Origin of the sequence: Curtobacterium sp. LFS084 (assembly GCF_047977705.1) — a bacterium.
Classification (GTDB): Bacteria; Actinomycetota; Actinomycetes; order Actinomycetales; family Microbacteriaceae; genus Curtobacterium.
The window spans coordinates 1-25666 of sequence record NZ_JBFPFM010000033.1 but is presented as its reverse complement, the minus strand read 5'-3'; the positions used below and the strand labels follow the sequence as shown (position 1 = coordinate 25666).

23 protein-coding genes are annotated in these 25666 nt (G+C 72.3%); 9 read left to right on the top strand and 14 right to left on the bottom strand.

Annotated features, from left to right (window positions below; translation table 11 throughout):
• Window positions 1-66: 66 nt before the first annotated feature.
• Window positions 67-1110 carry an MBL fold metallo-hydrolase gene (locus tag ACNQOV_RS14635; protein ID WP_416395393.1) on the top strand — a complete coding sequence of 348 codons (1044 nt, stop codon included), beginning with the start codon at window positions 67-69 and terminating at the stop codon, window positions 1108-1110.
• Between the two features lie 132 nt (window positions 1111-1242).
• On the opposite strand, the gene ACNQOV_RS14630 is transcribed toward ACNQOV_RS14635, so the two are convergent.
• The 5 genes from ACNQOV_RS14630 to ACNQOV_RS14610 form a co-directional block, all read right to left on the bottom strand.
• On the bottom strand, window positions 1243-1875 hold the full coding sequence (locus ACNQOV_RS14630; RefSeq protein ID WP_416395391.1) for an FMN-dependent NADH-azoreductase: 633 nt from the start codon (window positions 1873-1875) through the stop codon (window positions 1243-1245).
• 132 nt (window positions 1876-2007) lie between these two features.
• On the bottom strand, window positions 2008-3636 hold the full coding sequence (locus tag ACNQOV_RS14625; RefSeq protein ID WP_416395389.1) for a putative Ig domain-containing protein: 1629 nt from the start codon (window positions 3634-3636) through the stop codon (window positions 2008-2010).
• A 198-nt stretch (window positions 3637-3834) separates the two neighbouring features.
• Window positions 3835-4674, bottom strand: coding sequence for a hypothetical protein (locus ACNQOV_RS14620; RefSeq protein ID WP_416395387.1), 840 nt, complete (start codon window positions 4672-4674; stop codon window positions 3835-3837).
• A gap of 224 nt (window positions 4675-4898) precedes the next feature.
• Window positions 4899-6830, bottom strand: a complete 1932-nt coding sequence (locus ACNQOV_RS14615) for a hypothetical protein (protein WP_416395385.1) — start codon at window positions 6828-6830, stop codon at window positions 4899-4901.
• 150 nt (window positions 6831-6980) lie between these two features.
• A complete protein-coding gene (locus ACNQOV_RS14610; RefSeq protein ID WP_022908118.1) occupies window positions 6981-7883 on the bottom strand; it encodes a LysR family transcriptional regulator in 903 nt (300 codons plus the stop codon).
• Window positions 7884-7964: 81 nt separating this feature from the next.
• Between ACNQOV_RS14610 and ACNQOV_RS14605 the strand changes: the two genes are divergently transcribed.
• Together ACNQOV_RS14605 and ACNQOV_RS14600 are read left to right on the top strand one after the other, a co-directional pair.
• Complete coding sequence (locus tag ACNQOV_RS14605; RefSeq protein WP_416395383.1) at window positions 7965-11423, top strand: proline dehydrogenase family protein; 3459 nt, start codon at window positions 7965-7967, stop codon at window positions 11421-11423.
• Window positions 11424-11473: 50 nt separating this feature from the next.
• Complete coding sequence (locus ACNQOV_RS14600; RefSeq protein WP_031263068.1) at window positions 11474-11773, top strand: hypothetical protein; 300 nt, start codon at window positions 11474-11476, stop codon at window positions 11771-11773.
• A gap of 206 nt (window positions 11774-11979) precedes the next feature.
• Here the strand turns inward: ACNQOV_RS14600 and ACNQOV_RS14595 are convergent, their stop codons facing one another.
• Complete coding sequence (locus ACNQOV_RS14595) at window positions 11980-12204, bottom strand: hypothetical protein (RefSeq protein ID WP_022908120.1); 225 nt, start codon at window positions 12202-12204, stop codon at window positions 11980-11982.
• Between the two features lie 114 nt (window positions 12205-12318).
• Here ACNQOV_RS14595 and ACNQOV_RS14590 point away from each other — a divergent pair, with 114 nt between their 5' ends.
• Both ACNQOV_RS14590 and ACNQOV_RS14585 read left to right on the top strand, forming a co-directional pair.
• Window positions 12319-12759, top strand: coding sequence for a VOC family protein (locus tag ACNQOV_RS14590; RefSeq protein ID WP_416395381.1), 441 nt, complete (start codon window positions 12319-12321; stop codon window positions 12757-12759).
• Between the two features lie 19 nt (window positions 12760-12778).
• Window positions 12779-12928: a hypothetical protein gene (locus ACNQOV_RS14585; RefSeq protein WP_416395379.1), complete on the top strand. Its 150-nt coding sequence runs from the start codon at window positions 12779-12781 to the stop codon at window positions 12926-12928.
• 30 nt (window positions 12929-12958) lie between these two features.
• Here ACNQOV_RS14585 and ACNQOV_RS14580 read toward each other — a convergent pair whose 3' ends face one another.
• Both ACNQOV_RS14580 and ACNQOV_RS14575 read right to left on the bottom strand, forming a co-directional pair.
• Window positions 12959-13402 (bottom strand): acyl-CoA thioesterase, encoded by a 444-nt coding sequence (locus tag ACNQOV_RS14580; RefSeq protein ID WP_416395377.1) that lies wholly within the window; start codon window positions 13400-13402, stop codon window positions 12959-12961.
• Entirely contained in the window at window positions 13399-13914 is a 516-nt protein-coding gene (locus tag ACNQOV_RS14575; protein ID WP_416395375.1) for a QsdR family transcriptional regulator, read from the bottom strand. The genes ACNQOV_RS14580 and ACNQOV_RS14575 overlap by 4 nt, the downstream gene beginning before the upstream one ends.
• Window positions 13915-14036: 122 nt before the next feature.
• Between ACNQOV_RS14575 and ACNQOV_RS14570 the strand changes: the two genes are divergently transcribed.
• Complete coding sequence (locus ACNQOV_RS14570; RefSeq protein ID WP_416395373.1) at window positions 14037-15230, top strand: acyl-CoA dehydrogenase family protein; 1194 nt, start codon at window positions 14037-14039, stop codon at window positions 15228-15230.
• A 219-nt stretch (window positions 15231-15449) separates the two neighbouring features.
• On the opposite strand, the gene ACNQOV_RS14565 is transcribed toward ACNQOV_RS14570, so the two are convergent.
• The 3 genes from ACNQOV_RS14565 to ACNQOV_RS14555 all read right to left on the bottom strand — a co-directional run bounded on the left by ACNQOV_RS14565 (window position 15450) and on the right by ACNQOV_RS14555 (window position 19405).
• Window positions 15450-17582, bottom strand: a complete 2133-nt coding sequence (locus ACNQOV_RS14565; RefSeq protein ID WP_416395371.1) for a S9 family peptidase — start codon at window positions 17580-17582, stop codon at window positions 15450-15452.
• 60 nt (window positions 17583-17642) lie between these two features.
• A complete protein-coding gene (locus ACNQOV_RS14560; protein WP_416395369.1) occupies window positions 17643-18515 on the bottom strand; it encodes a patatin-like phospholipase family protein in 873 nt (290 codons plus the stop codon).
• A gap of 152 nt (window positions 18516-18667) precedes the next feature.
• Window positions 18668-19405, bottom strand: a complete 738-nt coding sequence (locus ACNQOV_RS14555) for a S1 family peptidase (RefSeq protein WP_416395367.1) — start codon at window positions 19403-19405, stop codon at window positions 18668-18670.
• Window positions 19406-19518: 113 nt separating this feature from the next.
• Between ACNQOV_RS14555 and ACNQOV_RS14550 the strand changes: the two genes are divergently transcribed.
• The gene (locus tag ACNQOV_RS14550) at window positions 19519-20346 is read left to right on the top strand and encodes a GAF domain-containing protein (protein WP_416395365.1); all 828 of its coding nucleotides are present in this window, start codon (window positions 19519-19521) and stop codon (window positions 20344-20346) included.
• 127 nt (window positions 20347-20473) lie between these two features.
• On the opposite strand, the gene ACNQOV_RS14545 is transcribed toward ACNQOV_RS14550, so the two are convergent.
• Window positions 20474-21622: an NADPH:quinone reductase gene (locus ACNQOV_RS14545; protein ID WP_416395363.1), complete on the bottom strand. Its 1149-nt coding sequence runs from the start codon at window positions 21620-21622 to the stop codon at window positions 20474-20476.
• Between the two features lie 44 nt (window positions 21623-21666).
• On the bottom strand, window positions 21667-22035 hold the full coding sequence (locus ACNQOV_RS14540; RefSeq protein ID WP_416395361.1) for a winged helix-turn-helix transcriptional regulator: 369 nt from the start codon (window positions 22033-22035) through the stop codon (window positions 21667-21669).
• A 93-nt stretch (window positions 22036-22128) separates the two neighbouring features.
• On the opposite strand from ACNQOV_RS14540, the gene ACNQOV_RS14535 reads away from it, so the two are divergent.
• On the top strand, window positions 22129-22776 hold the full coding sequence (locus ACNQOV_RS14535) for an NAD(P)-dependent oxidoreductase (protein ID WP_416395359.1): 648 nt from the start codon (window positions 22129-22131) through the stop codon (window positions 22774-22776).
• A 339-nt stretch (window positions 22777-23115) separates the two neighbouring features.
• Here ACNQOV_RS14535 and ACNQOV_RS14530 read toward each other — a convergent pair whose 3' ends face one another.
• Window positions 23116-24441: an MFS transporter gene (locus ACNQOV_RS14530; RefSeq protein ID WP_022907750.1), complete on the bottom strand. Its 1326-nt coding sequence runs from the start codon at window positions 24439-24441 to the stop codon at window positions 23116-23118.
• 119 nt (window positions 24442-24560) lie between these two features.
• Between ACNQOV_RS14530 and ACNQOV_RS14525 the strand changes: the two genes are divergently transcribed.
• Entirely contained in the window at window positions 24561-25418 is an 858-nt protein-coding gene (locus ACNQOV_RS14525) for a LysR substrate-binding domain-containing protein (RefSeq protein WP_402261992.1), read from the top strand.
• Window positions 25419-25666: the final 248 nt, after the last annotated feature.

Below are 25666 nucleotides of genomic sequence, written 5' to 3'. Positions count from 1 at the left end.
CCGTGACCACGGGCCTGGAGGCGCGGCTCGGCCCGTCCGCGCCGGCCCGGTCGCTAGGGTGGTCACGTGACGACCGTGCCCCCGCCGGCAGCGCCGGCACCGGAACCGATCAGCCCCGTGCAGGCCGCCGCGTTGCAGGCCGGCGTCCTCCCGCCCGTCGAGGCGGTCCGGCCGGGCATCTGGACGCTCGCGGTGCCGTTCCGCTTCGGTGTGCCCGACGCGACCCTCGTCTACGTCGTCGAGGGCTCCGACGGCGCGCTGACCCTGATCGACCCGGGGTGGACGGCCGACGACGACCTCGACGCCCTCCGCGACGGCCTCAGCGGGATCGGCCGGTCCCTCGACGAGGTCGGGCTCGTCGTCGTGACGCACCTGCACGCGGACCACCTCGGTGCGGCCGCCGCGATCCGCCGTGCCACCGGTGCCCGGGTCGCGATGCACCGGCTCGAGGTCGACGCGCTCCGCCGTGAACGCGAGGACGCCGCGGCGAACGACGCCGACATCGCGACCTGGGGGCTGCCGGAGCACCTGCGCGCCGGCGTGGTCGAGGCCTGGGGGAGCGGCCGGCGGATCGGACTCGGGCGGACCGCCGAGCCGTTCGCCGACCTGCTCCTCGAGGACGGCGACGTGCTGCCGGTCGCCGGGCGGACGATTCGGACCCTCTGGACCCCGGGGCACACCGCGGGCCACTGCTGCTTCGTGGACGAGGCCGACGGGCTGCTCTTCACCGGCGACCACGTCCTGCCGCGCATCAACTCCGGGATCGGTCTGGGTGGCCGGACCGACGCGAACCCGCTCGGCGACTACCTGGCGTCGCTCGGACGACTCGACGGGTACGCCGACCTCGAGGTGTGCCCGGGCCACGAGTACCGCTTCCGCGACGTCGTCACGCGTGCCCGCACCCTGGCGCGGCACCGCGAGGAGCGGTCGCAGCACGTCGCCGCGGCACTCGACGCCCTGTCCTCGCCGACGCTCTACGAGGTGGCGTCCCGGGTGCCGTTCAGCGGCGGGATCGAGTCGATGACGGGGTTCCTGCTCGCCAGCGCCCTGACCCAGACGGCCTTCCACGCGGAACTGCTCGGCCGCGCCGACGAGGTCCGGCCCGCCTGACGCGGCCGGGCGCGGTCCGCGGGTCCGTGGTTCCCACCGCCCTCGCACAACGCAAGTGCATCCGCGCCGTGGATTCCCACGGCGCGGATGCACTTCGGTCGTGCGGGCCGCGCGGCCTGACCGCGGCCGGGCTCAGCCGAGCGTCGCGGCGAGTCGCTCCAGTGTCGTCCTCGCGTCGGCGAACCCCGCGGCGGCGTGGTCGGCGAGCGGCGCCAGGTCGGGCAGCCGGTCCGCGAGGGTCGCGCTCACGGTGATCGGGTACGGCTTCATGCCGAGCGCCGTCCCGAGGATGAGCTGCAGGACCGGCGAGCCGTGGTCCCAGCCCTCGGTCGGGGTGCCGGCGTCGTAGGTGGCGCCACGGCTGACGACGGTCACGACGGGCCGACCGGCGAGCGGCTGCACGTCGCCCGCGAGGACGCCGGGCACGTGGACGCGGTCGATCCAGGCCTTGAGGGTCGACGGCACCGTGTAGTTGTACAGCGGCGCACCGACCACGACGACGTCGGCGCCGAGGAGTTCGTCGATGACCTCCTGTCGGCGAGCGTCGTCCGCGGGCGCGACCACCTCGTCGTCGGTGCGGTCGGCGGCCGCCCAGTGCAGCGCCGAGGTCTCGAGGTGGGGGAGTTGGTCGACGTGCAGGTCGCGTCGGACGACGGTGTACTCCGGACCGCGTGCGCGCCAGGCGTCCGCGAAGGCCGCGGTGAGGGCGCGGGAGCGGGAGTGCGCGAGGTCGGCCGAGGAGTCGATGTGCAGGAGGGTGGGCATGGTCCCCACGCTACCGAGCGACGCGCGCCGGATGACGGGAACGGCCCCGCCGCGCCGGTGCGGGGCGAGGCGGGGCCGAGGTGGGCCTCCCGTCGGTCACGCGGGTACGCGAGCGACGGGAGGCGTCCGGTGTCAGCGCTGGGTGTGACGGCGGCGCAGTGCGCGCGCACCGATCAGGCCGGCGCCGGCGAGGACGAGGGCGAGGGCCCACGGCAGGGCTCCCGTCGCGTCGGAACCGGTGTAGGCGAGCTGACCCTTGGCGGTGGTGGGCGTGACGACCGCAGCCGGGGCGACCACGGGCTGGACCTCGACGGCGAACGAGATCGGCTGCAGGCCCTCGCTCGCGACGGTCAGCGTGTGCGTCGACGCGTGCGGGAAGGTGACGCTCGACACACCGAACCCGGCGGCGCCGTTCTCGGTGTACGGAGCGATCACGTCGCTCGCGACGTTCGAGGTGACCGTGGCCTGCACGGCGTCGCTCTCGTCGTCTCCGGTGATCGTGTCGTTGCCGAAGCGGTCGACCGGCGACCCGTAGACGAGGAGCGTGCCGCCCTGGCGCACCGAGACGTGGTCGCGGACATCGCTCTCCTCGCCGAAGCCGTCGTCGTCGATCGAGAGCTCGGCTCCCACGACCGTGCCGTCCGGGCGGATGATGTAGAAGGCGCCCTTCTGGTCGTCGATCAGGCTCTTGTCCAGTGCGACCGCGGCGAGGCCGTACGCGGCGCCCGGGTCGACGGTCAGCTCGACGTACTGGGTGGTCGAGACGTCGCCGCTCGTGGCCGTGACCGCGAAGTCGTAGAACGACGCGAGGGTCGCGGTGCCGCTCAGCTCGCCGGTGGTCGGGTCGAACGTGATGCCCTCGGGGAGCTGGTCGTCGACGGTGTAGTCGCCGTCCTCCTCGAAGCCGTACTCGACCGCGATGGAGTCGGCCTGCGACTTGGACTCGACGATCGAGTCGGCGGAGTCCTCCTCGTCGCCGTAGTACCAGTCCAGCTTGTAGGTCGGCGCCGGGTAGCCCTGCGCGCGGAACGTGTAGGAGAACGGGTCGCCAGCGGTGGCCTCGAGGGGCAGCACGTCGACGTCGGCCTCGGTGCCCTCCGTGATCGGGTCGCCGTTCGCGTCGACGAACACCGGGTCCTGCGTGATGACCGCGGAGGGGGCCGACGTGACGGTCTCCTCGCCGCCGCCCGGCAGGTCGCCGGTCACGGTCACGACGAGCTGCTTGCCGGCCTCGGCCGGGTCGACCGTGTAGGTCTGGGTCTTGGCGATCGTCGTCGGCGTCGGGCCGGCGTCGGCCTCGGTCCAGACGTACTTGAAGGAGCCGTCCGCGTCGAACCCGGTCGTGTCCGCCGTCAGTTCAGACCCGACCTTCGCGTCGCCGGTGACGGTGACGGTGGGGTCGGCGGCCAGGGGGGTGACGGGAGCGTCCGTCGATGCGGCCCGCGGAGCGGTCGGCGCGGTGGTGGACTCGGGCGTGCTCGGCGCCGTCGTCTCCGGGGCTGCCGGCTCGTCGGTCGGCGTCGGGTCGGTGGGCGTGTCCGTCGGCGTGGGGTCGGTCGGCGCATCGGTCGGCGTCGGGTCCGTGGGTGCGTCGGTCGGCGTCGGGTCGGCCGTCGCGGTCTGCGTCGGGACCGACGTGTCGGTGCCCTCGGCGTGTGCTGCCGTCGCGGTCGCGATGCCGAGACCCGTCGTCAGCGCGATGAGCGCGGCGGTGGTCCCGAGCGCGCAGGCGCGTCGGACGGTGGAAGTGCTGCGGCGCACGTGTTCCCCCAGGTGTTCAGGTCCGGTCGACTACCGGATCGTAAGAATCTGCCGAGAATCCTCGGCCTGATCGGATCGTAGGGGTACGCGCGCGGGACGGCGACGTCCGAACCCGAAATGTGACCTGGCTTGGGGGTGCGTGCGGAACACCGCAGGCAGGGCGCCGGACGGCTCCCTGCCTGCGGTCGGGGTGGACGGTCAGTGCGTCGCGTGCGCCACCGAGACGGTGAACGACGTGTGCGCGTGCTCCTGGGTCACGGTGAGACGGTGCGACCACGCCCCGCTGATCGTGATCGTGTCCTCGGCGCCGGTCCGGGTGACGTGGTCCGACGTGATGTTGCTCGTGACCGTGGACGGGTCACCGCCCTCGTCGGGGGCCTTGATGACGTTGCCCTCGGCGTCGACCGCGACCCCGGAGACGACGAACTGCTCGAGCCGGGTCGCGGGGACGGACTTGACGATCGTCGCCTTGCTGGTGGGGGTCAGTCGCTGGTGGATGACTCCGTTCGGGGCGATGTACCAGATCGGTGCGGTGGTGTTCGGCTGCGAGACGTACGTCCGCACGCCGACCGCTGCCCCCGGCTTCACGGTGAGCTGCACGTACGCGTGGGCCTCGACACCGTCACGGAGCGCGACGACCTGGAAGTCCCAGATCCCGCTCTCCACCCCCGTGCCGGACAGGACGCCGGTGTTCGTGTTCACCGAGAAGTGGTCCGACGCGCGCGGCGAGTCGGCGGTGAGCCCCGGGCCCTCGTCCATGGCGTAGGCGACCGTTCCCGCCTTCGCGTTCGTGGTGAAGGTGTGCGAGAAGGCCTTCCCCGCGGTCGCGGTGAGCGCGATCGGGTGGGCGGCGGAGGAGCTCTGCGTGAAGGCGAGCGGAGCGGGCGTGGCGGCGGCGACGTGCTGCGTCGACGACGGCGTCGAGGCGGTCGCGGCGCTCACGCCGAAGACGGCGCCGCAGCCGGCGGCGACGACGGCGGCGGATGCGGCGACGGTGACGAGCGCCGCGCGACGGCGCGACGAAGTGGTGGTGTTCATGGTTCCCCTGGTCGTTCTGGTGCAGGGCGGCGATCCGCTCCTGTCAGCGACGACCGTACGTCCGGACGGCGTCCTCCGGGTGGCTTCCAGATTGCGGTTCCATCACGGAAGCATTCCGATTCGTTCAGGTCCTGACCTGGGGTTTCGTTCAGGTGGGGGACGTCAGGACGGGAGGCGCGGTGCCAGCTGGCACCGCGGCTCCCGTCCCACGCGAAGACGCGGTCTCAGGCGCGACGACGACGCAGCCGGTGGACCAGCAGACCGCCGCCGGCGGCGAGCAGGCCGAGCGCCCAGGCGAGGGGACCCGAGGTCTCCGCGCCGGTGTACGCGAGGCGGCCGGAGCCCGTGGTCGTGGTGGCTCCCGTCGTCGCGGCGGTCGGGGTGACGTCGAACCGGATGTCCTGCGTGCGGTCCTGGTACGCGACGGTCACGACGTGCGGCGACGCGTGCTCGAACGTGACCCAGGTGCCGGCGGTGCTCGGGTCGTCGACGATCCGGTCACTGGCGACGTCGCTCGTGACGGTCAGGTCGTCGTGGTCGGCGACCGCGTTCCCGTAGGCGTCCACCGGCACCGCGAGCACGAGCATGCGCTGCCCCTGTCGTGCGGGCACCGCGTCGACGACCGCAGAACCGCCGTCGGGGGTGATGTGCGTGATCGTGTCGCCGTCGATCGACCACGTCTCGGACTCCGGGTCCCGGTCGGACGGCAGGACCGCGACGACGAGCTTCGAGAAGGCCGCGGGGGAGACGGTGACCTCGACGTTCGCGACGGCCTGCTCCCCACCGCTCGTGGCGACGACCTGGAACCGGAACGACGTCGCCGCCGTGCCGGTCCCGGTCAGCACGCCCGTGGCCGGGTCGACGGCGAGGTCGAGCCCGTTCCGTGCGTAGGTGTCGTCGAAGGGCTCGCCCTGGACACCGCGGAGCTCGTAGCGGACGTCCGACGGGTCCGTCGCTCCCGTCACCGCGAACGTCCGCGTGAACTCCTCGCCGGCGGTCGGTGTGATCGCGATCGGGGCGTCGGCGGACGACGGGTCGACGAAGGCGAACGGCACGTCGGTGACGACGACGGTGAAGGAGGTGGAGACGCCGCCCTCGGAGACCGTCACCGTACGGGAGCCCGCCCCGGAGAACGTCACCACGTTCGCGCCGTTCGGGTCCCACACGGCACGGTCTCCGGCGGCGGTGCTCGTGACGGTGGAACGGGGGTACTCGTCGTCCTGGTCGCTGCCCGTGACGCGGTTGCCGAAGGCGTCGACCGCGAGCCCGGCGAGTGTGAGCGACTGCCCGTCGGCCACGGGGACCGAGGGCACGATCCGCACGCGGCCCTGGCCGACCGCCTGCTCCCAGATGGTGCCGTCGGGCTCCACCTGCCACAGGCCCGAGGAGTCGGAGGTCGAGGCCGAGAAGGTCACGCCGACCGGGGCGCCGGGCTCCACCGTGAGCTCGACGTACTCGACGGCGGTCTCGGAACCGCTCGTGGCGATGACCTGGAATGTGTAGGTCCGCAGGGCGTACCGGGGCGACCCGGACAGCGTGCCGGTGGTCCCGTCGAACGAGAAGTCGGCGTTGAAGTCGCCCTGGCCGATGACCGGGCTGCCGTCCGGGCCGCGCACCGCGTACGTCACCGTGCCCGACCCGCCCGTCGCGGTGAACGTCCGGGACACGGTGTCGCCCGCGGTCGCGGTGAGGACGAGCGGGGCGTCGGCGGTCGTGCCCTCGGGGAAGGCGAGGGCGGCGGCGGTGGACTGCTCCGGAGCGTCCTCGGCCGGCGCGCTCGCCGTGGGTGCGCTCGCGGGGGCGGACGACGTCGGTGCCGCGGTCGGGTCCGTGGTCGGGTCGGACGTCGGGACCGGCTCGGGTGAGGCGGCGGGGTCGTCGGCGACCGGCTCGGGCGAGGCGGCGGGGTCGTTGGTGACCCCGGGGGGAGTCGTCCCCGTCTCGTCGGCGGTCGCCGACGTCGTGTCCGCCGCCGCGCCTCCCGTGCCGGCGGACGTGCCGGTCGTGACGGTGGTGGCGGACGTGGCCGGTGTCGGAGCCTCGTCGGCGATCGCGCTCGTCGCGCCGATGCCGAACGCCGAGGAGGCGGTGACGATGGCGACGGCTGCGCCGATGGCGGCGCCGCGTCGGACACCGGCGGTGCAGGACTGCTTCATGGGATCCCCCTGGATGCTGTTCGGGACACCGGGAGGTGCCCTCATCCTGGAGGTGTCGCGGCGCGGGCGATCCTGACGACCCGGTCCGTCTCGGTCCGGTAACGCAGACGGGGCGAACGGTCGGTCGCGCTCGGGTCGGTCGCGCTCGTCTCAGTCGCCGACGGTGGCGGCCGCGCGCTCCAGGGCGTCGCGGAGGGCGCGGACCGCCGGCGACGAGGACCCGGCCGTGCGGACCACCGTGAAGATCGTCCGGCGCGGCCGCTCCGGGAGCTCGACCAACCGGCAGGTCGTCGTCCGACCCGTCCACATCAGGTCCGGCATGAGGCTCACCGCGTTGCCGGACTCGACCAGACGGATCTGCGTCTGCAGGTCGGCGGTCTCGTAGCGCACGTCGGGCTCGAAGCCCCACCGCCGGCAGACCTGCTCGGCGAAGTGCCGCGATGCCGTGCCCCGCGGCTCCATGACCCACGGCAACACCTCGGCGTCCTCGATCGACGACACCGGCGCGAGCGCGGTGTCGAGCGGCGGCAGCGCGAGCCGGACGGCGTCGGTCGTGAGGTCCTGGCGGTGCAGCCCCGGCAGGTGCGGGGCCGCGTGCGCGGGGTACTGCTCGGCGATGACCATGTCGAAGTCCCGCGCCCAGGTCTCGTGGAGCGCCGTCTCCGGTTCACGCTGCACCATCTCGATGCGGACGTCGGGGTGCGCGGTCGCCATGGCGTGCAGCGCGTTCGGCATCAGCGCGAGGGCGGCGGACTGGAACACCGCGACGCGGATGCGTCCCTGCACTGTCGGCATCGTGCCCTCGACCTGCGACTGCGCCTGTTCGAGCACGTCGAGGACGTGACCGGCGGCCTGCACCAGGACCTCGGCCTGCGGGGTGAGCTGGAGCCGCCGTCCGGCCTTGCGGAGGAGGGGGACGCCGGCCTCGCGTTCGAGCGCGCTGAGCTGCTGCGACACCGCCGACGGGGTGAAGTTCACCGCCTCGGCGACGGCCGCGATCGTGCCCCGGATGGAGAGCTCCCGGAGGAGGACGAGACGGCGGACGTCGAGCACGTGTTCACGGTAGCGGAACTTACGGGTATCCATCACCAACCGTTGCTTCCGCTGATGGGTCGAGCGCTCCACACTGAACCCATGACGACCCTGCACGAGCACCCGGCCACCGATCACGACGCCCTCGCGGACCAGTCCGTGGCGCTCGTGCGACAGTGGCTCGCCGAAGCCGAGACCCACCCGGTCGACGGCTCGGCGAAGCAGCTCGCAGGCGTGCTCGCCGACCCCGCCGGCCTCGACTTCGCCGTGGGGTTCGTCGACGGCGTCGTCCGCCCCGAAGACCTCGGCGTCGCCGCCCGGAAGCTCCGCGCGATCGCCCCCGGTGCCCCCGGCTTCCTCCCCGCGGCGCTCCGCGGACTCGTCCGGCTCGGCGGCGGCATGGCCCCGGTCCTCCCGGGGGTCGTCGTCCCGATCGCCCGACGGGTCCTGCGCACCATGGTCGGCCACCTCATCGTCGACGCGACCGACGCCAAGCTCGGGCCGGCCATCGCGGGGATCAAGGGCAACGGGGTCCGCCTGAACGTGAACCTGCTCGGCGAGGCCGTCCTCGGCGAGGGCGAGGCCGCCCGGCGCCTCGAGGGCACGCACAAGCTCCTGGCCCGCGACGACGTCGACTACGTGTCGATCAAGGTCTCGTCCACCGTGCACCCGCACTCGCCGTGGGCGTTCGACCACGCTGTCGAGGACATCATCGCCAAGCTCCGCCCGCTCTTCCGCCGTGCTGCCGCAGCGTCGCCGCAGAAGTTCATCAACCTCGACATGGAGGAGTACAAGGACCTCGACCTCACGATCGCGGTCTTCACGAAGCTCCTCGACGAGCCCGAGTTCACCTCGCTCGAGGCCGGCATCGTCCTGCAGGCGTACCTGCCCGACGCGCTCGCCGCGATGGAACAGCTGCAGGAGTGGTCCGCCGCACGACGTGCACGTGGCGGCGCCGGCATCAAGGTCCGCCTCGTCAAGGGTGCGAACCTGCCGATGGAGCAGGTCGAGGCATCCGTGCACGGCTGGCCCCTCGCGACCTGGCACACCAAGCAGGACTCCGACACCAACTACAAGCGTGTGCTCGACTGGGCGCTGACCCCCGCGCGCATCGAGAACGTCCGGGTCGGCGTCGCCGGGCACAACCTGTTCGACGTCGCGCACGCCTGGCTGCTCGCCGGTGAGCGCGGGGTGCGGGACGGCATCGAGTTCGAGATGCTCCTCGGCATGGCGCAGGGGCAGGCCGCCGCGGTGAAGAAGACCGTCGGCTCGCTCCTGCTCTACACGCCGGTCGTCCACCCGCAGGAGTTCGACGTCGCCATCGCCTACCTGATCCGCCGCCTCGAGGAAGGGGCGTCGCAGGAGAACTTCATGTCCGCGGTGTTCTCCCTCGTTTCCTCGCCCGCGCTGTTCGCCCGCGAGGAAGAGCGCTTCCGGGCCTCCCTCGAGCCGCTCGCCACGCCCGAGGGCCTCGCCGCTCCGGCCTCCCACCGTGTGGCCGACCGCTACGCCGCCGTCGAGCGCCCGCGCGTCGGCCACTTCGAGAACACCCCGGACAGCGACCCGTCGGTCGCGTCGGTCCGGTCGTGGGGTGACGCCATCACCGCCCGGGTCGCGTCGTCGACCCTCGGCACCGCGGCCGTCCAGGAGGCGCGGCTCGACTCCGCCGTGCAGCTCGAGTCCGTCCTCGGTCGCGTCCGCGCCGCCGGCGCCACCTGGGGAACGTGGTCGGGTGGCGCCCGGGCCGCCGTGCTGCACGCCGTCGGCGACGCGCTCGAAGCGAACCGCGCCGCCCTCGTCGAGGTGATGGCGTCCGAGACCGGCAAGACCATCGACCAGGCCGACCCCGAGGTGTCCGAGGCGATCGACTTCGCGCACTTCTACGGCGAGCTCGCCGCACAGCTCGACGACGTCGACGGCGCGTCCTTCACCCCGGCCGCACTGACGCTCGTCGCGCCGCCGTGGAACTTCCCGGTCGCGATCCCCGCCGGGTCCACCCTCGCCGCACTCGCCGCCGGGTCCGCCGTGGTGCTGAAGCCCGCGCCGCCCGCCGAGCGCTCCGGTGCCGTGCTCGCCTCGATCATCGAGACCGCGCTCGACGCCCACGGTGCCCCGGCCGACGTCCTCGCGTTCGTCCAGGTGTCGGAGAACGACCTCGGGCAGCAGCTCGTCGCCTCGCCGCTCGTCGACCGGGTGATCCTCACGGGCGCGTACGAGACCGCCGAGCTCTTCCGCTCGTTCCGGCCCGACCTGCCGCTGCTCGCCGAGACCTCCGGCAAGAACGCGATCATCGTGACGCCGTCGGCCGACCTCGACCTCGCGGTGAAGGACGTCGTGGCGTCGGCGTTCGGGCACGCGGGCCAGAAGTGCTCGGCAGCGTCGCTCGTCGTGCTCGTCGGGTCCGTCGCCACCTCGCGGCGCTTCCGCTCGCAGCTCATCGACGCCGTGTCGTCGCTCACCGTGGGCTACCCGACCGACCCGACGACCCAGATGGGCCCGGTCATCGAGCCCGCTGCCGGCAAGCTGCTGGACGGCCTCACGACGCTCGGCGCGGGGGAGTCCTGGGCCGTCCGGCCCGCGAAGCTCGACGACTCCGGCAGGCTCTGGAGCCCCGGTGTCCGCGACGGCGTCCGCCGCGGCTCGGCGTTCCACCGCACCGAGTACTTCGGCCCGATCCTCGGCATCATGACGGCGAAGACCCTCGACGAGGCGATCGACATCGTCAACGAGGTCGACTACGGCCTGACCTCCGGCCTGCACTCGCTCGACCAGGCCGAGATCGGGACCTGGCTCGCGCGCATCGAGGCGGGCAACCTCTACGTCAACCGCGGCATCACGGGCGCGATCGTCCGCCGCCAGCCCTTCGGCGGGTGGAAGAAGTCGGCGGTGGGTGCCGGGACCAAGGCCGGTGGCCTGAACTACCTGCTCGGGCTCGGCTCGTGGGCGCCCGCCGAAGCCACGTCCGGCTCGTCCCCGTCGGCACCGGTCGCCGCGTTCGTCGGCGCCTCGGGTGTTGCGTCGCCGTCGCTCGACCGGGCCGTGTCGTCCGACCAGCAGGCCTGGTCGTCCCTGTTCGGCACGGCGACCGACGTGTCGGCGCTGACCGCCGAGCGGAACATCGCCCGGTACCTGCCGTACCCGGCGGTACGGGTGCGCCTGGCCTCCGCTGCGGAGGACGCGGTGACGGACCTCGTCCGCGTCGTCGCCGCGTCGGTTCGAGCCGGCACCACGATCGACGTCTCGACGATCTCGACGCTGCCGCCGGTCGTCGCCGCCGCGGTCAAGGCGCTGCCGAACGTTCGATCGCTGACGCAGTCGCACTCCGATGCGGCGTTCGCCTCGGCGGTGGCGAGTGGTCCGTCCGGGCGCGTGCGGCTCATCGGTGGCGACACGTCCGCGCTGTACACGGCGATCGGCGGACGGCCGGACGTCGCGGTCTACGGGGAGCCGGTGACCGAGGCCGGGCGCCTCGAGATCCTGCCGTTCGTGCGCGAGCAGGCGGTGTCGATCACGGCGCACCGGTTCGGTACGCCGAACCACCTGACGGACGACCTGATCTAGCCCGGCGCCCGCCGACGCCTCCAGTCGACTCCACTCAGTGGGTTGGGTGCGTGGCGCGAGGGGCGAGTTCGATCGGACAGACGGGGCAACGAGTCTCCGTCGCAGACCGTGTCGGCGCTGCGCTGGTCCTCCCATCGCAGGGTGGATGGCTCGCGCTCGCGCTGGCCTACGGCGGCATCTGGTGGGCGACCTGGGCAATCCTTCTCGGCGCACTGGTCGCCGTCGCGATCTGGACCTTCGCGACGGCCAGGCGTTCGGGTCGATCGCCTCGATCGCCTCTGCTGCTGGCCGTCGTGGCGCTGATGCTCGGCTGGATCGTCGCCGCGATCGTGCTCGGGGGCGCGACCTGACCGCTTCGGATCGCCGAACGACCTGACGGACGACCTGATCGAGCGCGAGGCACGGTGTCCGGCGTGCCCCGCAGGCGCAGCGCGCCGTCTGCCCGGCGGCACGTCGACTGCGGCGCACAACCAAAGCGCTCCCGAACCACGCGAACTCGTGGTTCGGGAGCGCTTTGGTTGTGCGGGGACGATCCGCGCCTGGCGGCGTCAGGCGGTCACGGTCCCCGGTGCAGGAGTAGCTCGATCAGGGTCAGGCCGGGACCGACGATGAAGAGGCAGCCGATCACCCTGATGAAGCCCGGCGTGAGGATCGAGGCCGCCCAGTGGTCGCCCTGCATCTGTTCCAGCTTCCGGCCCCAGCGGGCGAACTGCTTCGGGAACACGAGCAGCACGACGCCGTACGCCATGAGGAAGATCGAGATCCAGAACCATGAGCCCACGGGTCGACCCTACGGCTGTCCGGTCGCCGCATGGTCGGGGCGTCCGGTCAGGTGGGGCGCGTTGCGTCGGTGTGGTGCCGGACCCTTCCGGCCACGTCCTGAGGAGTACCTGCCGTGACCGAACCGTTCGCACGACCCACCGCACTCGCACACGTCCGCGTCACCGTGACCGACATCCACCGGAGCAAGGCCTTCTACCAGCAGCTGCTCGGGACGGAGCCCGCGATCGACTTCAGTGACCAGGTCGACGAGCCCGGCGTCCGCGAGGACCGGGAGCGCTTCTACGGCGGCAGCGTCTTCCGGCTCGGCGACCAGGTGTTCGGACTCCGGCCGGTGGCGCCGGCAGGCCAGCGCTTCAACTCGGAGACCGTCGGCCTCGACCACGTGAGCTTCGTGGTCGGCTCCGTGGACGAACTGCACGAGGCGGCCGCTCGACTCGATGCCGCCGGTGTCGAGCACGGCGAGGTGACCGACCTCGGCGACGCAGGCATGGTCATCCTGTCGGTGCAGGACCCCGACGACATCAACCTCGAACTCGCGGCGCTCAAGGGCTGAGACGAGCTATCCTCGACGCATGCGCATCGTGCGGGTCATCGGCCGGGGGATCGGCTTCGTGCTGCGGACGATCGCGAAGGTCGTCGGGACGTGGAACGGCCACGACCCTGCGGGTGATGACCTCGCGGTTCGGCTCAACAACCCTCGCCGCGAGGACTACCGCCCCTGACGGCGCCCGCTGCCGGGCCGGCGCACGCGGTCAGTCGGCGGCGACCGACGCCGGGGCGCTCATCGTGGCGGCGACGAGTTCGCGGAGGGACTCCGGCAGGGGGACCGGTCGACGGTCGCCCTCGCGGTCGATGACGACGTGCACGAACTCGCCGGTCGCGAGCAGTGTCCCGTCCGACTGCCGGAAGAGGCCGAACTCCCACGACAGGCTCGTCCGGCCAAGGTGCTTCGAGCGCATGCCGATCTCGATGACGTCGGGCCACACCGCGGACTCGACGAACCGGCAGCTGGACGACACGACGACGGCGATCCACTCCGACGTGAACGGGTCGAGACCGGCCGCCTCGCGGAACCAGTACGTGGCCGCGTTGTCCATCGCGCTGTAGTAGATCGTGTTGTTCACGTGGCCGAACATGTCGTTGTCGTTCCACCGCGTCGGGTACGTCCGGACGAAGGGGTAGTCGTCGATGGTCATCGGGCTCCTGTCGCGAGAAGGGACGTCATGGTGGGACGGAGGACGTACTCGAACGTGGCGCGTGCACGCTCCGGGTCGGGGGTCTCCCCGGAGATGAGGTCGGCGTAGGTGAACGACTCCGAGATGCGCACGAGCAGTCGGGCCAGTTCCTCGGAGGAGAGCGGGCTCGGGTCGAAGGTCCCAGCCGCGTGCTGCTCCTCGACGAGGCTGCTGACCCGGCGGACGAACCGGCTCTGCACGTCGCTCTCGGTCGTGGTGAGCAGGCGGAGCGCCCGCGCGGGTTCGCGGGTCAGGAACGACCGGAAGTAGGTCGCCTCGATGAGGTCCGCCGTGAAGCGGTCGAGCACGTCGACGATGCGCGCCGCGCCGGACGGGGCGGCCGCGGCGGCAGCCGCGTCGAAGGTCGGGACGGCGAGCGACCACAGGATCTCGGACAGCAACCGGTCACGGTTGCCGACCCACCGGAACAGCGACGTGCGGTCCACGCCGAGCGAAGTGGCCAACGCGCCCATGTCGATGCGTGAGCCGGCGATGAAGGTGTGTCGGGCCTCCCGGAACGCGCGCAGCGCAGAATCCGATGTGTACAGGTGATCCTCCCTTGCAACGTTTCCGAGAATGATGCATCGTGGACCTCATGTCAACGCTGACGCCCACCACCGCGCTGCTCGAGTCCGACTTCTACCGCTTCCAAGAGGGACTGACCGAGCAGGAGCGCGAGTCACTCGGGCGACTCCGCAGCTACCTCGAGTCCGAGGTGCGCCCGATCGCGGACGAGTACTGGGCGCGCGCCGAGTTCCCGATGCAGGTCATCCGGCCGCTGTCGGAGCTCGGCATGTACGGCCCCGGCATCCCGCTTGTCCGGCAGTTCGAGAACTCCGCGGTGTACCGCGGGTGGGCGGCGCTCGAGCTCGGGCGCGTCGACGCCAGTGTCGCGACGTTCATCGGGGTGCAGTCCGGCCTCGCGATGAACTCGATCGCGGTCGCCGGCAGCGACGAGCAGCAGCAGGAGTGGCTGCCGCGCATGGCCGCCGGCGAGATCGTCGGGGCGTTCGGGCTGACCGAGCCGCTGTCCGGCAGCGACTCTGCCCGCGGCCTCCGCACGACGGCGCGGCGTGAGGGCGACACGTGGGTGCTCGACGGCGAGAAGCGGTGGATCGGCAACGCGACCTTCGCGGACGTCGTCGTGGTCTGGGCCAAGGACGTCGCCGACGACCAGGTGAAGGGGTTCCTCGTCACGACGGACACCCCCGGCTTCACCGCGACGAAGATCGAGGACAAGATCGCGCTCCGGGGCGTGCAGAACGCCGACATCGTCATGACCGGGGTGCGGGTGCCCGAGTCGCGTCGGCTGCAGCGCGCCGAGTCGTTCCGCACGACCGCCGAGGTGCTCCGCCTCACCAGGACCGAGGTGGCGTGGCAGGCGATCGGCATCGCGGTCGGTGCCTACGACGCCGCACTCGAGTACGCCCGCACCCGGATCCAGTTCGGCAAGCCGATCGCTGCGCACCAGATGGTGCAGGACCTGCTCGTGAAGTCGCTCGCGAACATCACCGCCTCGATCGCGCTCTGCACGCAGGCGTCGGCCATGCAGGACGCGGGCACCGGGGGCGACGAGCACTCGGCGATGGCCAAGGCGTTCGCGACGTCGAAGATGCGCGAGACCGTGGGCTGGTGCCGCGAGGTGCAGGGCGGCAACGGGATCGTGCTCGACAAGGGCGTCGCCCGGTTCTTCGCGGACGCCGAGGCGATCTACTCCTACGAGGGCACGCGCGAGGTGAACACGCTCATCGTCGGGCGGGCGATCACGGGGCAGGCCGCGTTCGTCTGACGCCGGTGCCGATGCCGGCGTCGGTCCTGTGCTGGCGGCGGTTCGGGTGCGGTTGTCGAACGACACGACCCATGTCGTACGACGACGAGCGTGTCGTTCGTTGCGCGTGCAACTGTTGCGGGCGCGCGGGTGCGACGGTGCCGACGTCGTACGACATCGACGATGTCGTTCCGGGTCGGCGCCCTCCACTGACACCGCCCCGCGCCCGCCCCGGCCCCGCTACCCGAGCAACTCCGGGCGCCGCCACTCGCCGCCGAGCACGTGCTGCTCGAGGAACGCGAAGACCGTCTCGTACCAGACCACGGCGTGCTGCGGCTTGAGCACCCAGTGGTTCTCGTCCGGGAAGTACAGGAACCGGTGCGGCATCGTGCCGTCCTCCGCCGCGTGGTGCTCGGCGAGCTCGGACCAGAGCCGCAGCCCCTCGCCGATCGGCACCCGGTAGTCCTTGTCGCCGTGGATGACGAGCATCGGTGACGTGATGTCTGCGACGAAGCGGTGCGGGTCGTTCTCGTGCAGACCGGTCTCGTCGAAGATCGACTGCCAGTACTGGGACATGTCCGTGGTGCCGTTGAACTGGTCGAGCGACCACAGGCTCGCGTGCGTGACGATCGCCCGGAAGCGGTCGGTGTGGCCGGCGACCCAGTTCGCCATGTAGCCGCCGAACGACCCGCCCATCGCGGCGGTGCGGGTCTCGTCGACGTCGTCACGGGCGACGACCGCGTCGGTGATCGCCATGAGGTCGGTGTAGGGCGCCTGCCCCCACGCGTTCCACCCGCGGTTGATGAAGTCGAGCCCGTACCCGGTCGACAGCGCCGGGTCCGGCAGCAGCACGGCGTACCCCTGCGCCGCCGCGAGCTGCGGGTTCCACCGCCAGGACCACTGGTTCCACGAGTTGAGCGGACCGCCGTGGATCCAGAGCAGGAGCGGGTGCCCGGCGGCATCGGGTTCGTCGTTCGGCAGCAGCAGCCAGCCGCGGACCCGGGCGCCGTCGGCAGCGGTCGTCTCGACCTCTTCGAGGTGGCCGGGGACCTCGGGCAGCGGCGCCGGGGTCGCGAGGGGCGTCACCGTGCCGTCCGCGTCGATCCGCACGGGGTGCAGGGGCGCGGCCCAGGAGGCACGGAGCGCCACGACCGTGCCGCTCGCCGCCGCCACGCGCAGGCTCGAGTACGCCCAGTCGTCGTGGGTCAGCTGTTCGACGGCGCCGCCGTCGAGGGGGAGCCGGAACACCGGCGCGCGGCCGTCGTGGTCCGCCGTCGCCAGGAGCGCACCGTCGTCGTGCGCGAACACGAGTTCGCTCGGCCACCGGTCCCACTCGGTCGCGATGCGCCGTGCGTCCGAGAGCGCGGATCCGTCGAGCCGGGCGACCCAGATCGCCTGCTCGGTCGCACCCCGGGGCGTGAACCGCTCGGTCCGGACCCACGCGAGGGTCCGACCGTCGTGGCTGATCGTCGGCATCTCGTGGTCGACGTCGACGTCGTCGAGCAGGACGGTCCGGTTGCCCGACGCGACGTCGAACGCGACGATCGTCGAGCGCGAGCCGCGCGCTTCCTGCACACCGACCGTGGCGACGACGGTCGAACCGTCCGGGGTGACGGCTCCGGCGACGTGCTCGAGCGAGCGGCCCGGGGCGGGCGTGACGTCGGAGAGCGCCGGGAGGTGCGCCGGGTAGGCATCGGCAGCGGTATCGGTGTCGGCTTCCGTGCCGTCCTCGGTCGTGTTCGTCGACACGTCGCGGGTGGTCGACGCCTCGGTCAGGGTGGCGAGGTCGAGCGTGAGGACGTGCGTCTCGTCGGGGCCGAGGTCGTGGTCCCAGAAGCGCACCGGGTACGTCTCGTGCAGGATCGCCCGCACCTTCCGGTCCTTCCGCCGCCCACGGAGCGCGGCATCGGCGGCGACGACACCCGTGCGGTCCGTGCCGGCACCCGGCAGGAGCCCCGCGGTCACGGCGACGGTGTCCGCCTGCGACGCGGTGCCGAGGACCCCACCGATCCCGCCCGCGAGCTTCGTGACCGGTCGCGCCTCGCCACCACCGGCCGGCAGGACCCAGAGCTGCGGGGCGTCGCTGTCCTCGTCACCGTCGCCGTCGGGGCGTCCGGACACGAACAGCAGGTCGCCGGTGCGGGTGAACGACACCCCGCCCTCACCCTTGGCTGAGCGCGTCAGCCGGACCGGAGCGGCCGACCCGTCGGTCACCGCCGCGGAGACCGCCCAGACCGACCGCCGGTACCCCGTGCCGTCGGCATCGAAGACGCTGACGGTCAGGGCGACCCGCGAGCCGTCCGGACTCAGGGCGATCCCGTCCACGCGGGGGAGGGCGGTGTACTGGTCGAGGTCCGAGAACGGCGTCGTCATGCACCCACGCTAGCGGCGCTCCCCGCCGCGGCGGCGGTCACCGGCCGGTCTGTGGAGAACTCACGCCCAGAACGCGGCGATGCCCTCGGCGACGGCGGTGCCCTGCGTGCGCCCGGCGTCGGCCGCGGGTGCCTGCGTGGACAGCGAGAGGGAGTTCGTGCCGAAGGCCTGCTGCGAGGTGCTGTCCGCGATGACGACCTCGACCGAGCTGCCGGCCGCCCGGAGCCCCTCGACCGCGACGTCGAGCCACGGCCCGAGCGGCGACGGCCCCTCGGGACCGCAGGCGACGACGAGGACGCGTTCGTACCCGGCGGCGACGTCCGCGTTCGTGGCCGATCGCATCCCGCCGTCGACGTAGGGGCGCCCCTCGATCGTGACCGGCGACCAGACGAGCGGCACCGAGCAGCTGGCGGCCACGGCGCGCGCGACCGGCACGCCGTCCGCCGCGGTGAGCACGCGGAAGGTGCCGTCGGTCGCGTCGATCGCGGTGACGGCGAGGGGCTTCGGCGGCCACTCGGTCGACGGCAGGGTCTCGGCGAAGGTCGCGGCGCGCTGGTCGTCGGTCTGACCGGTCGTCGTGCGCTGGGCGAGCCGGCCGAGCCGGGCACGGGCGTCCTGGTCGGAGGTGGCGCCGTCGAGCACGGCGCCGATCCGCTGCTGGAAGTCGTCAGCGTCGATCGGGACGGGCTCCTCGTAGGTCGTCGGGACGGCGGCGTGCTGCTGGTCGTACGCCTGCTGGACGGCGCCGGCGCGGACGAAGGTCCCGACGACGCTGCCCGCGCTCGACCCGACGACGAGGTCCGCCGCGTCGAGGTCCACACCGGCGTCCTGCAGGGCCGAGAGCACCCCGAGTTCCCACGCGATGCCGGCGACGCCACCACCGCCGAGGACGAGTGCTCTGGTTCCGGGCGCTGGTGTGGTGACGTCGGTCATGCGTCCTGCTTACCAGGTGCGGACGACGCGGAGGACCGCGCGACGCGACCTGTGGAGACCGACCGGGCGCGGCACCGGTCGTGCGCACGGGTGGACGGGAGGCGCGGTGCGGGCCCGCACCGCGCCTCCCGTCCCCTGGTGGGCGCGCTGGGTCAGACGCCCGCGGTCGAGCGGATCCAGCTGGCGGACTGGGTGAGGACGGCGTAGTTCGAGCCGGCGTGGGTGTTCGCGCCGGGGTCGGCCACGTCGCCGGTGGAGCAGACGCCGACGACCTTGCCGTTCACGACGAGCGCGCCGCCGGAGTCGCCGTGGTTCGAGGCGCCGGTGACGCCCGTGACGTGCTGCGCCCGGCCGCCGTACGCGTCCGTCGAGCTCCCCGTGAGGTTCACCGCCGCCTGGTAGAGCCCCGTCGTCGGGACGCTGTTCGCGCGGTTGCCGTAGCCGAGGATCGTGCCGGTGCCGGAGCTCTTGGTGGTGTACGCGAGGTCGAGCTGCGCGTAGGACGACAGCGTCTTCGGCGTGCTCAGGTGGACGAGCGCGATGTCGCCGGACGGCGCGGAGTAGAGCCGGTCCGCCGCGGTCGCGGTGCCCCGGTTCGTCGTGCTGTTCGAGCGGTAGACGTTCATCGCGGTGGTGCCGTCGACGCAGTGCTCTGCGGTGAGCACCCACGAGGCGTTGAGCTGCTCGCCGGTGCACCCGTAGGTGCCGGTGCCGCCCTGCTGGAAGACGAGCTGCACCTCCCACGGGGTGCTCGGTGCCTGCTCGCCGCCGATGACCTGCGGCGAGACGGTGGCGGCGTTCGCCGCGGTCGCGCCGAGGCCGCCGCCGAGGAGGGTGATGGCCGCCGTGGCGGCGAGGGCGAGGGCCCTCAGGTTCTGTCGCTGCTTCATGGCCCGATCGTGCTCGCCCCCTGTTCGGGGGTCAAGTCCGCGTTGCAGGGGACAACAACGTCACCCTGTGGACAACTCCGTCGGCGTCGGTGGGGTGTCCTAGCGTCGTCGTCATGACAGGGGATGGGAACACGACGGGCCGCGGGCGGCGCCGGGCCGGAGCGGTGGTCTGGCCGATCGTCGTCGCGACGGCGCCCACCGCCGCCTTCCAGCTGCCGAACCTCGTCGCGGCACCGGGGGTGCGGGTCTCGCTCGTCGTGTTCGGGCTGGTTGTGCTGGCGGCCGCGGTCGTCGTGCAGGTCGTCCGTGCCCGTCGGGCCGAGGCCTCGGTGACGGCCGCGGCGGCCGTGGCGCGGTCGACCGAGCTCGAGCAGGGCACCGCCGTCCGGTACGCGTTCGGCCAGCTCGCTTCCCGACTCGCCCGCTTCGCCGAGGTCCGGCGGCGGGACCGCTGGCAGGAGCTGCCGGCCTTCGCCGACCGGGTCGCGGTGGCGCTGGCCTTCTACCTGCTCCCCGGCGTGCCCGACGTCCGGGCGAACGTCTACCAGCTCTCCGAGGACCTGCACGCGCTCGAGCCGATCGGGCACGGGGGAGCGGAGGACACGGCCGGCGTGTTCCGTGCCGGCACCCCGTACGGCGACCGCAACCTCGACTGGGTGTTGGTCGGCGGCGGACCGCGGGTCGTCGGTGACCGTGCCGCCGACGTCGACGCCGACGACGACCTGCCGGGGTTCGAGCCGCGCTACCGCTCGTACGTCTCGGTCGTGATCCGGTCCGAGGAGTACTCGTTCGGCATGCTCACCGTGGACTCGCCGGCCCCGGACGCGTTCACCGACCTCGACGCCAAGTACGTCGCGCTGATGGCCTCGTTCATGGCCATCGCGTTCTCGCTCGCGACCCCGTTCCCGGACCGCGACCGCAACCCCAGGAAAGGCCCGTGATGCGCACGCGATTTGTCGGACGCTCGACGTACGATCCCCACATGACCATCGTGACCCCCGAACCGAAGCCCTTCGGTCGGTCCCGGGTGTACACCCCGAACTGGACCGACGACACGACCGACGCCGACTACGAAGACCTCGAGGTCATCGCCGCGAACATCGAGCGCGAGCGGGTCGCCGCCCGCCGCCGGTTCGAGGCGCGCCTCGCCGCCGCGCTCGCCCGCTGATCCGGCCTCGCGGCGCCGACCACCGAAGCGCTGACGTCGATGAGCACCTTGCCGACGGTGTCCTGCTCGACAGCGTCGTGCGCCGCCGCCGTGTCCTCGAGCGCGAACCGCACGAGCGGCAGACCCTGGTCCTCGCCGACCGGCAGCACCCCGTCGCGGAGCGCCGCGGTGACGTCCTCGGCCGCCGCCGTCAGCGCCTCGTCGCCGATCGTGTACAGCAGCAGGAACTGGTACCGGGCGTTGATGCTCATGTTCGGCCGGATCGGCAGCGTCGCCTCGTCGCCGCCGTTGTTCGCGTAGATCGAGACCACGCCGTGGTTCGCCAGCACCTCGGCGACCAGCGCGGCGTTCTGCGGGATCGACACCTCGACGACGATGTCGACGCCGTCCGGGGCGATCGCACGGATCTGCGCCGAGGCGTCCTCGTCGCGGTAGTTCACCGTGTGGTGCGCGCCGGCCGCGGTGGCGAGGGCGGCCTTGGCGTCCGAGCTGATCGTCGTGACCACCGTCGCACCGGCCCACCGCGCGAGCTGGATCGCCGCGTGCCCGACGGCCCCGGCGCCGCCCGCGACGAGGACGGTCTTCCCGTTGAGCGCCCCCGGTGCGAGGCGGTCCGGGCCGTGCTCGTGCGTGGTGAGTGCGCGGTGCGCGGTCATCGCCGGGACGCCGAGCGAGGCGCCGATGTCGAACCCGATGCCCTCCGGCAGGCGGACGGCACGGGCCGCGGGCACCACGGTGTACTCCTGTGCCGTGCCGGTCGGACGGCTCGCCGCGGCCATGTACAGCCAGACGTGGTCGCCGACCGTCAGTCCGTCGACACCGTCACCGACCGCATCGACGACCCCGGCGCCGTCCTGGTTCGGCGTGATCTCGGGGAACGGCAGGTCGTCGCCGTACGTGCCGCCCTGTCGTGCCTTCCAGTCGGTCGGGTTGACCCCGGAGACGACCACGCGGACCCGGACCTCGCCGGGGCCGGGCGTCGGCACCGGCCGCTCCTCGAGGGTCAGGACGGACGAGTCACCGGGCTTCGTGTAGACGACAGATCGCATGCCCCCAGGCAACCACCGACGTGCCGCCGAGATTCCGCGGACGGTCAGCGAACGCGCGCGTCGTACTCCTCGCGCGAGACCGCGACGGCCTCCATGTGCGACGTCGCCCAGTCCTCGAGCGGCTTCAGGACCTCGCGCAGGGAACGCCCACGATCGGTCAGCTCGTACTCGACGTGCGGGGGGATCTCGGGGAAGACGGTCCGCGTGACGAGTCCGTCGCGTTCGAGTGCCCGCAGGGTCTGCGTGAGCATCTTCTGCGAGACGCCCTGCACGCGTGCCGCGATCGCCGAGTACCGTGCGGGGCCGTCGGCCAGGGTGCCGATCGTCAGGACGCTCCACCGGTCGCCGATGAGGTCGAGCAGCTGTCGCGAGGGGCATTCGGCGGCGTAGGGGCTGTACTCGAGCGCTGACATGGGGTCCTCCGTTACGCACTGTGAGGTGCCTACTTACTCAAAGAGAGTAACGCTTGTACGGTGAGTGTCAACGATCCACGAAAGGACTGCTCCATGACCAGCATCGTCGTCTTCGGTGGCACCGGCTACGCCGGCTCCGCCATCACCCGCGAGGCCCTCTCCCGCGGCATCGCCGTCACGGCCGTCGCCCGCGACACCTCCAAGCTCGAGCCGGCCGAGGGCCTGACCCTCGCGCAGGGCGACGCCTTCGACAGCGACTTCGTCGCCGAGGTCACGAAGGGCGCCGACGTCGTCGTCGTGTCGCTGCACGCGGTCCAGGCCGACGGCAGCGAGCTCAAGGACCGATTCCAGCCGTTCGTCGACGCCGCCGCTGCCGCCGGAGCGCGCCTCGGCATCGTCGGTGGCGCCGGTTCGCTGCTCGTCGCCGAGGGCGGTCCGGCCCTGTTCGACACCGCTGACTTCCCGGACGCGTTCAAGGGTGAGGCGAAGAGCCACGCGGCGATCCTCGAGGCACTTCGCGCATCCGACACCGAGGTCGACTGGTTCTACGTCAGCCCGGCAGCGGCCTTCGGCGGCTACAACCCCGGCGAGCGTCGCGGCACCTACCGCACCACCGACGAGGTCCTGCTCACCGACGCCGACGGCAACTCGGACATCTCCGGCGAGGACTACGCGATCGCCTTCGTCGACGAGATCGTGACGCCGGCACACCACCAGGCGCGCTTCGGGGTCGCCTACTAGGCGGTTCGCTTCCCCTCCGCACAACGGAAGTCACCCGGAACCGCGCCATCGCGCGGTTCCGGGTGACGTTGCTTGTGCGGCGGCGGCGGGGCGGCGGGGCCACGGCGCGGCGGAGCACGCAGCGGCGCGGCCCCGACCGCGACGTGCGTGCGGGCGGCAGCGGGCTCGGTGCGGAACCACGGAACCGACATGGAACCAGGCGGCCCGCCTGGTTCCACGTCGGTTTCGTGGTTCGACGCCACACCGCGGCGACGGGGCAACGCGGCACGCGCGCGCGACGCGACCACGTGCGGACGGGCGGCGCGGTGCGGGCCCGCCCCGCGCCTCCCGTCCGACGGATCAGCGGTGGCCGACGATCGACGGCACCGGCATGTGGTGCCGCATCCGCACGGCGAGGTGCAGCCCGCCCCGGCGGGCGAGGACGAGCCCGACGACGGCCGCGGCCGCGGCCGGGACGCCTCCGGCGACGACCATCCCGACGTGGGCGCCGAAGTGGTCCACCACCTGCCCCATGAGCGGGCCACCGATCGCCTGTCCGCCGAGCAGCACGAGGACGTAGAGCGACATCACGCGACCGCGGATCGCGACGTTCGAGGACAACTGCACGAGCGAGTTCGACGCCGTCTGGAAGAGCAGTTGCGACATGCCGACGGCGACGAGGGCGACGGTGAACGGTGCGATCGCGGGGATCGAGCCGGAGACCACGAGCAGGATCCCGGTCCAGAACACCCCGCCGACGATCGTGCGGAGCCGGACCGTGGCGCGGCGGGTCGAGAGCAGCGCGCCGGCCAGGGCACCGATCGCGACCGCGGAGTTGAAGACGCCGTAGCCACCGGCGCCGACGTCGTAGACCTCGGACGCGAAGGCGGACAGCAGGACCGGCATGGTGAGCGCGAAGACCGAGAAGAACGCCACGAGGATGACCGGCACGATGATGGTCGGTTTCCGGACGGCGTAGCGGAGACCCTCGACGAGCTGCCCCTTCCCGCGGGGAGCCGGGGGCGTGCGGTGGAGCTCCGAGACCTTCAGGAACCCGAGCGTCACCACCACGGCCACGCAGGCGATCGCGTTGACCCCGAACGACCACCCCGCGCCGACGGCCACGAGCAGCGCGCCGGAGAGCGCCGGGCCGATCATGCCGCCGAGCTGGAACACCGACGAGTTGACGCTGATCGCGTTCCGAAGGTGCTCGTGGCCGACGATCTCGGTGACGAACACCTGCCGGGCCGGGTTGTCGATGACGGTCACCATGCCGACGAGGAACGCGATCGCCCAGATGTGCCACGCCTGCACGACGCCGGTCAGCGTGAGGACGGCGAGCAGTGCGGACAGGACCGCGAACGAGCCCTGCGTGATCATCATCAGCGCGCGCTTCGAGAACCGGTCGACGAGGACCCCGCCGAGCAGCCCGAACAGCAGCATCGGCGCGAACTGGCACGCGACCGTGATGCCGACCTGCGCGACCGAGCCGGTGAGTTGCAGCACGAGCCAGTCCTGCGCGATGCGCTGCATCCACCCGGCGGTCATCGCGACCAGGTTGGTGGCGGTGAACAGTCGGAAGTTCGGCACCGACAGGGCGATGAGGGTGTGGCGCCACGGCGGTCGGGTCGCCTGGATCGGCAGCGGTTCGGTGGGCGGGGGGAGGGTCGTCGGTGACGCGCTCACGGTGGGGGATCTCCGGACGTCGGCTGCGGAACTGGTACCCCAACGAAACTACGTGGTGCGGCGTCATTCGATACCCCTATGGTGGCTATCACTCCATTGCGATGTCGAATGAGGTTGCCGTGCTCGATCCGGTTCTGCTGCAGACGTTCCTCGCGGTCGCCGAGACCGGGAGCTTCACCCAGGCCGGTGCGCGGCTGGGCATCAGCCAGCCCACGGTGTCCCAGCACGTGCGGCGACTCGAGACGGCGGTCTCCCGCACCCTCGTGGCGCGGGACACCCGGGGCGTGGCGCTCACCGACAACGGGGACGCGATGGCCGGGTTCGCGCGGACGATCCTCGCGGCGCACGCCACCGCGGACGCCTACTTCTCCGGGGCGGCGACCCGCGGGCGACTCCGGTTCGGTGCGGCGGACGACCTCGCGATCACCCAGCTACCGCGGATCCTGCGGGACTTCCGGCGGCTGCACCCGCAGGTGAACCTCGAGCTGACAGTGAACCAGTCGTCCCCGCTCCTGCGGCGGGTGCACGCGGGCCAGCTCGACCTGGTGTTCATCAAGCAGACCGCGGGGGAGTCCGCCGAGGGGACCCGCGTCGCCACCGACCAGATGGTCTGGATGGCGCAGGACGGCATCGCGCTCGAGCCCGGGGAACCGGTGCCGCTCATCGCGTACCAGGCGCCGAGCATCAGTCGGCAGATGGCGATCGACGCGCTCGAGGCCGCGGGTCGCACGTGGCGGATCACCTGCAACACGCGTGATGTCAACGGTGTGCTCGCCGCCGTCCGGGCCGGGATCGGTGTGGCGGTGTTCCCGCACTCGCTCATCCCGGCGGACCTCGTGAAGGTGTCGCAGCGGTTGTCGCTGCCGGACCTGCCGGCGGTCGACTACGTCCTCATCGCGAATCCGACGGTGCAGCGGGAGCCGATCGACGCGCTGACGAACGCGATCCTGTCCCGCGGGGTCGTCCGGGCGGTGTGACGGGCGTGGCGTCGTGCGCCCGGGTCGTGCGCCCGGGTCGTCCGCCCGCGTCGTGCGCCCGCATCGTCCACGGGGTCGTCCGCCCGCGACGTCCGCTCGCATCGTCCGCGGGGTCGTTCGCCCGCATCGTCCACGGGGGCGTTTCGTGAGCAGGAATGGTCGGGTCGGTGACGCGAACCCGACCGTTTCTGCTCACGAAGTACGCGCGGCGGGGCGCGGGGTGGGGTGCGGGGCGCGGGGCGGGGCGC

What these genes read in the sequence shown, in the direction of transcription:
- ACNQOV_RS14630 (WP_416395391.1), bottom strand. Translation starts at nt 1,875, where the DNA reads ATGCCCACCCTCCTGCACATCGACTCCTCGGCCGACCTCGCGCACTCC.
- ACNQOV_RS14620 (WP_416395387.1), bottom strand. Translation starts at nt 4,674, where the DNA reads ATGAACACCACCACTTCGTCGCGCCGTCGCGCGGCGCTCGTCACCGTC.
- ACNQOV_RS14615 (WP_416395385.1), bottom strand. Translation starts at nt 6,830, where the DNA reads ATGAAGCAGTCCTGCACCGCCGGTGTCCGACGCGGCGCCGCCATCGGC.
- ACNQOV_RS14605 (WP_416395383.1), top strand. Translation starts at nt 7,965, where the DNA reads ATGACGACCCTGCACGAGCACCCGGCCACCGATCACGACGCCCTCGCG.
- ACNQOV_RS14585 (WP_416395379.1), top strand. Translation starts at nt 12,779, where the DNA reads ATGCGCATCGTGCGGGTCATCGGCCGGGGGATCGGCTTCGTGCTGCGG.
- ACNQOV_RS14580 (WP_416395377.1), bottom strand. Translation starts at nt 13,402, where the DNA reads ATGACCATCGACGACTACCCCTTCGTCCGGACGTACCCGACGCGGTGG.
- ACNQOV_RS14575 (WP_416395375.1), bottom strand. Translation starts at nt 13,914, where the DNA reads ATGGGCGCGTTGGCCACTTCGCTCGGCGTGGACCGCACGTCGCTGTTC.
- ACNQOV_RS14570 (WP_416395373.1), top strand. Translation starts at nt 14,037, where the DNA reads ATGTCAACGCTGACGCCCACCACCGCGCTGCTCGAGTCCGACTTCTAC.
- ACNQOV_RS14565 (WP_416395371.1), bottom strand. Translation starts at nt 17,582, where the DNA reads ATGACGACGCCGTTCTCGGACCTCGACCAGTACACCGCCCTCCCCCGC.
- ACNQOV_RS14560 (WP_416395369.1), bottom strand. Translation starts at nt 18,515, where the DNA reads ATGACCGACGTCACCACACCAGCGCCCGGAACCAGAGCACTCGTCCTC.
- ACNQOV_RS14555 (WP_416395367.1), bottom strand. Translation starts at nt 19,405, where the DNA reads ATGAAGCAGCGACAGAACCTGAGGGCCCTCGCCCTCGCCGCCACGGCG.
- ACNQOV_RS14550 (WP_416395365.1), top strand. Translation starts at nt 19,519, where the DNA reads ATGACAGGGGATGGGAACACGACGGGCCGCGGGCGGCGCCGGGCCGGA.
- ACNQOV_RS14545 (WP_416395363.1), bottom strand. Translation starts at nt 21,622, where the DNA reads ATGCGATCTGTCGTCTACACGAAGCCCGGTGACTCGTCCGTCCTGACC.
- ACNQOV_RS14540 (WP_416395361.1), bottom strand. Translation starts at nt 22,035, where the DNA reads ATGTCAGCGCTCGAGTACAGCCCCTACGCCGCCGAATGCCCCTCGCGA.
- ACNQOV_RS14535 (WP_416395359.1), top strand. Translation starts at nt 22,129, where the DNA reads ATGACCAGCATCGTCGTCTTCGGTGGCACCGGCTACGCCGGCTCCGCC.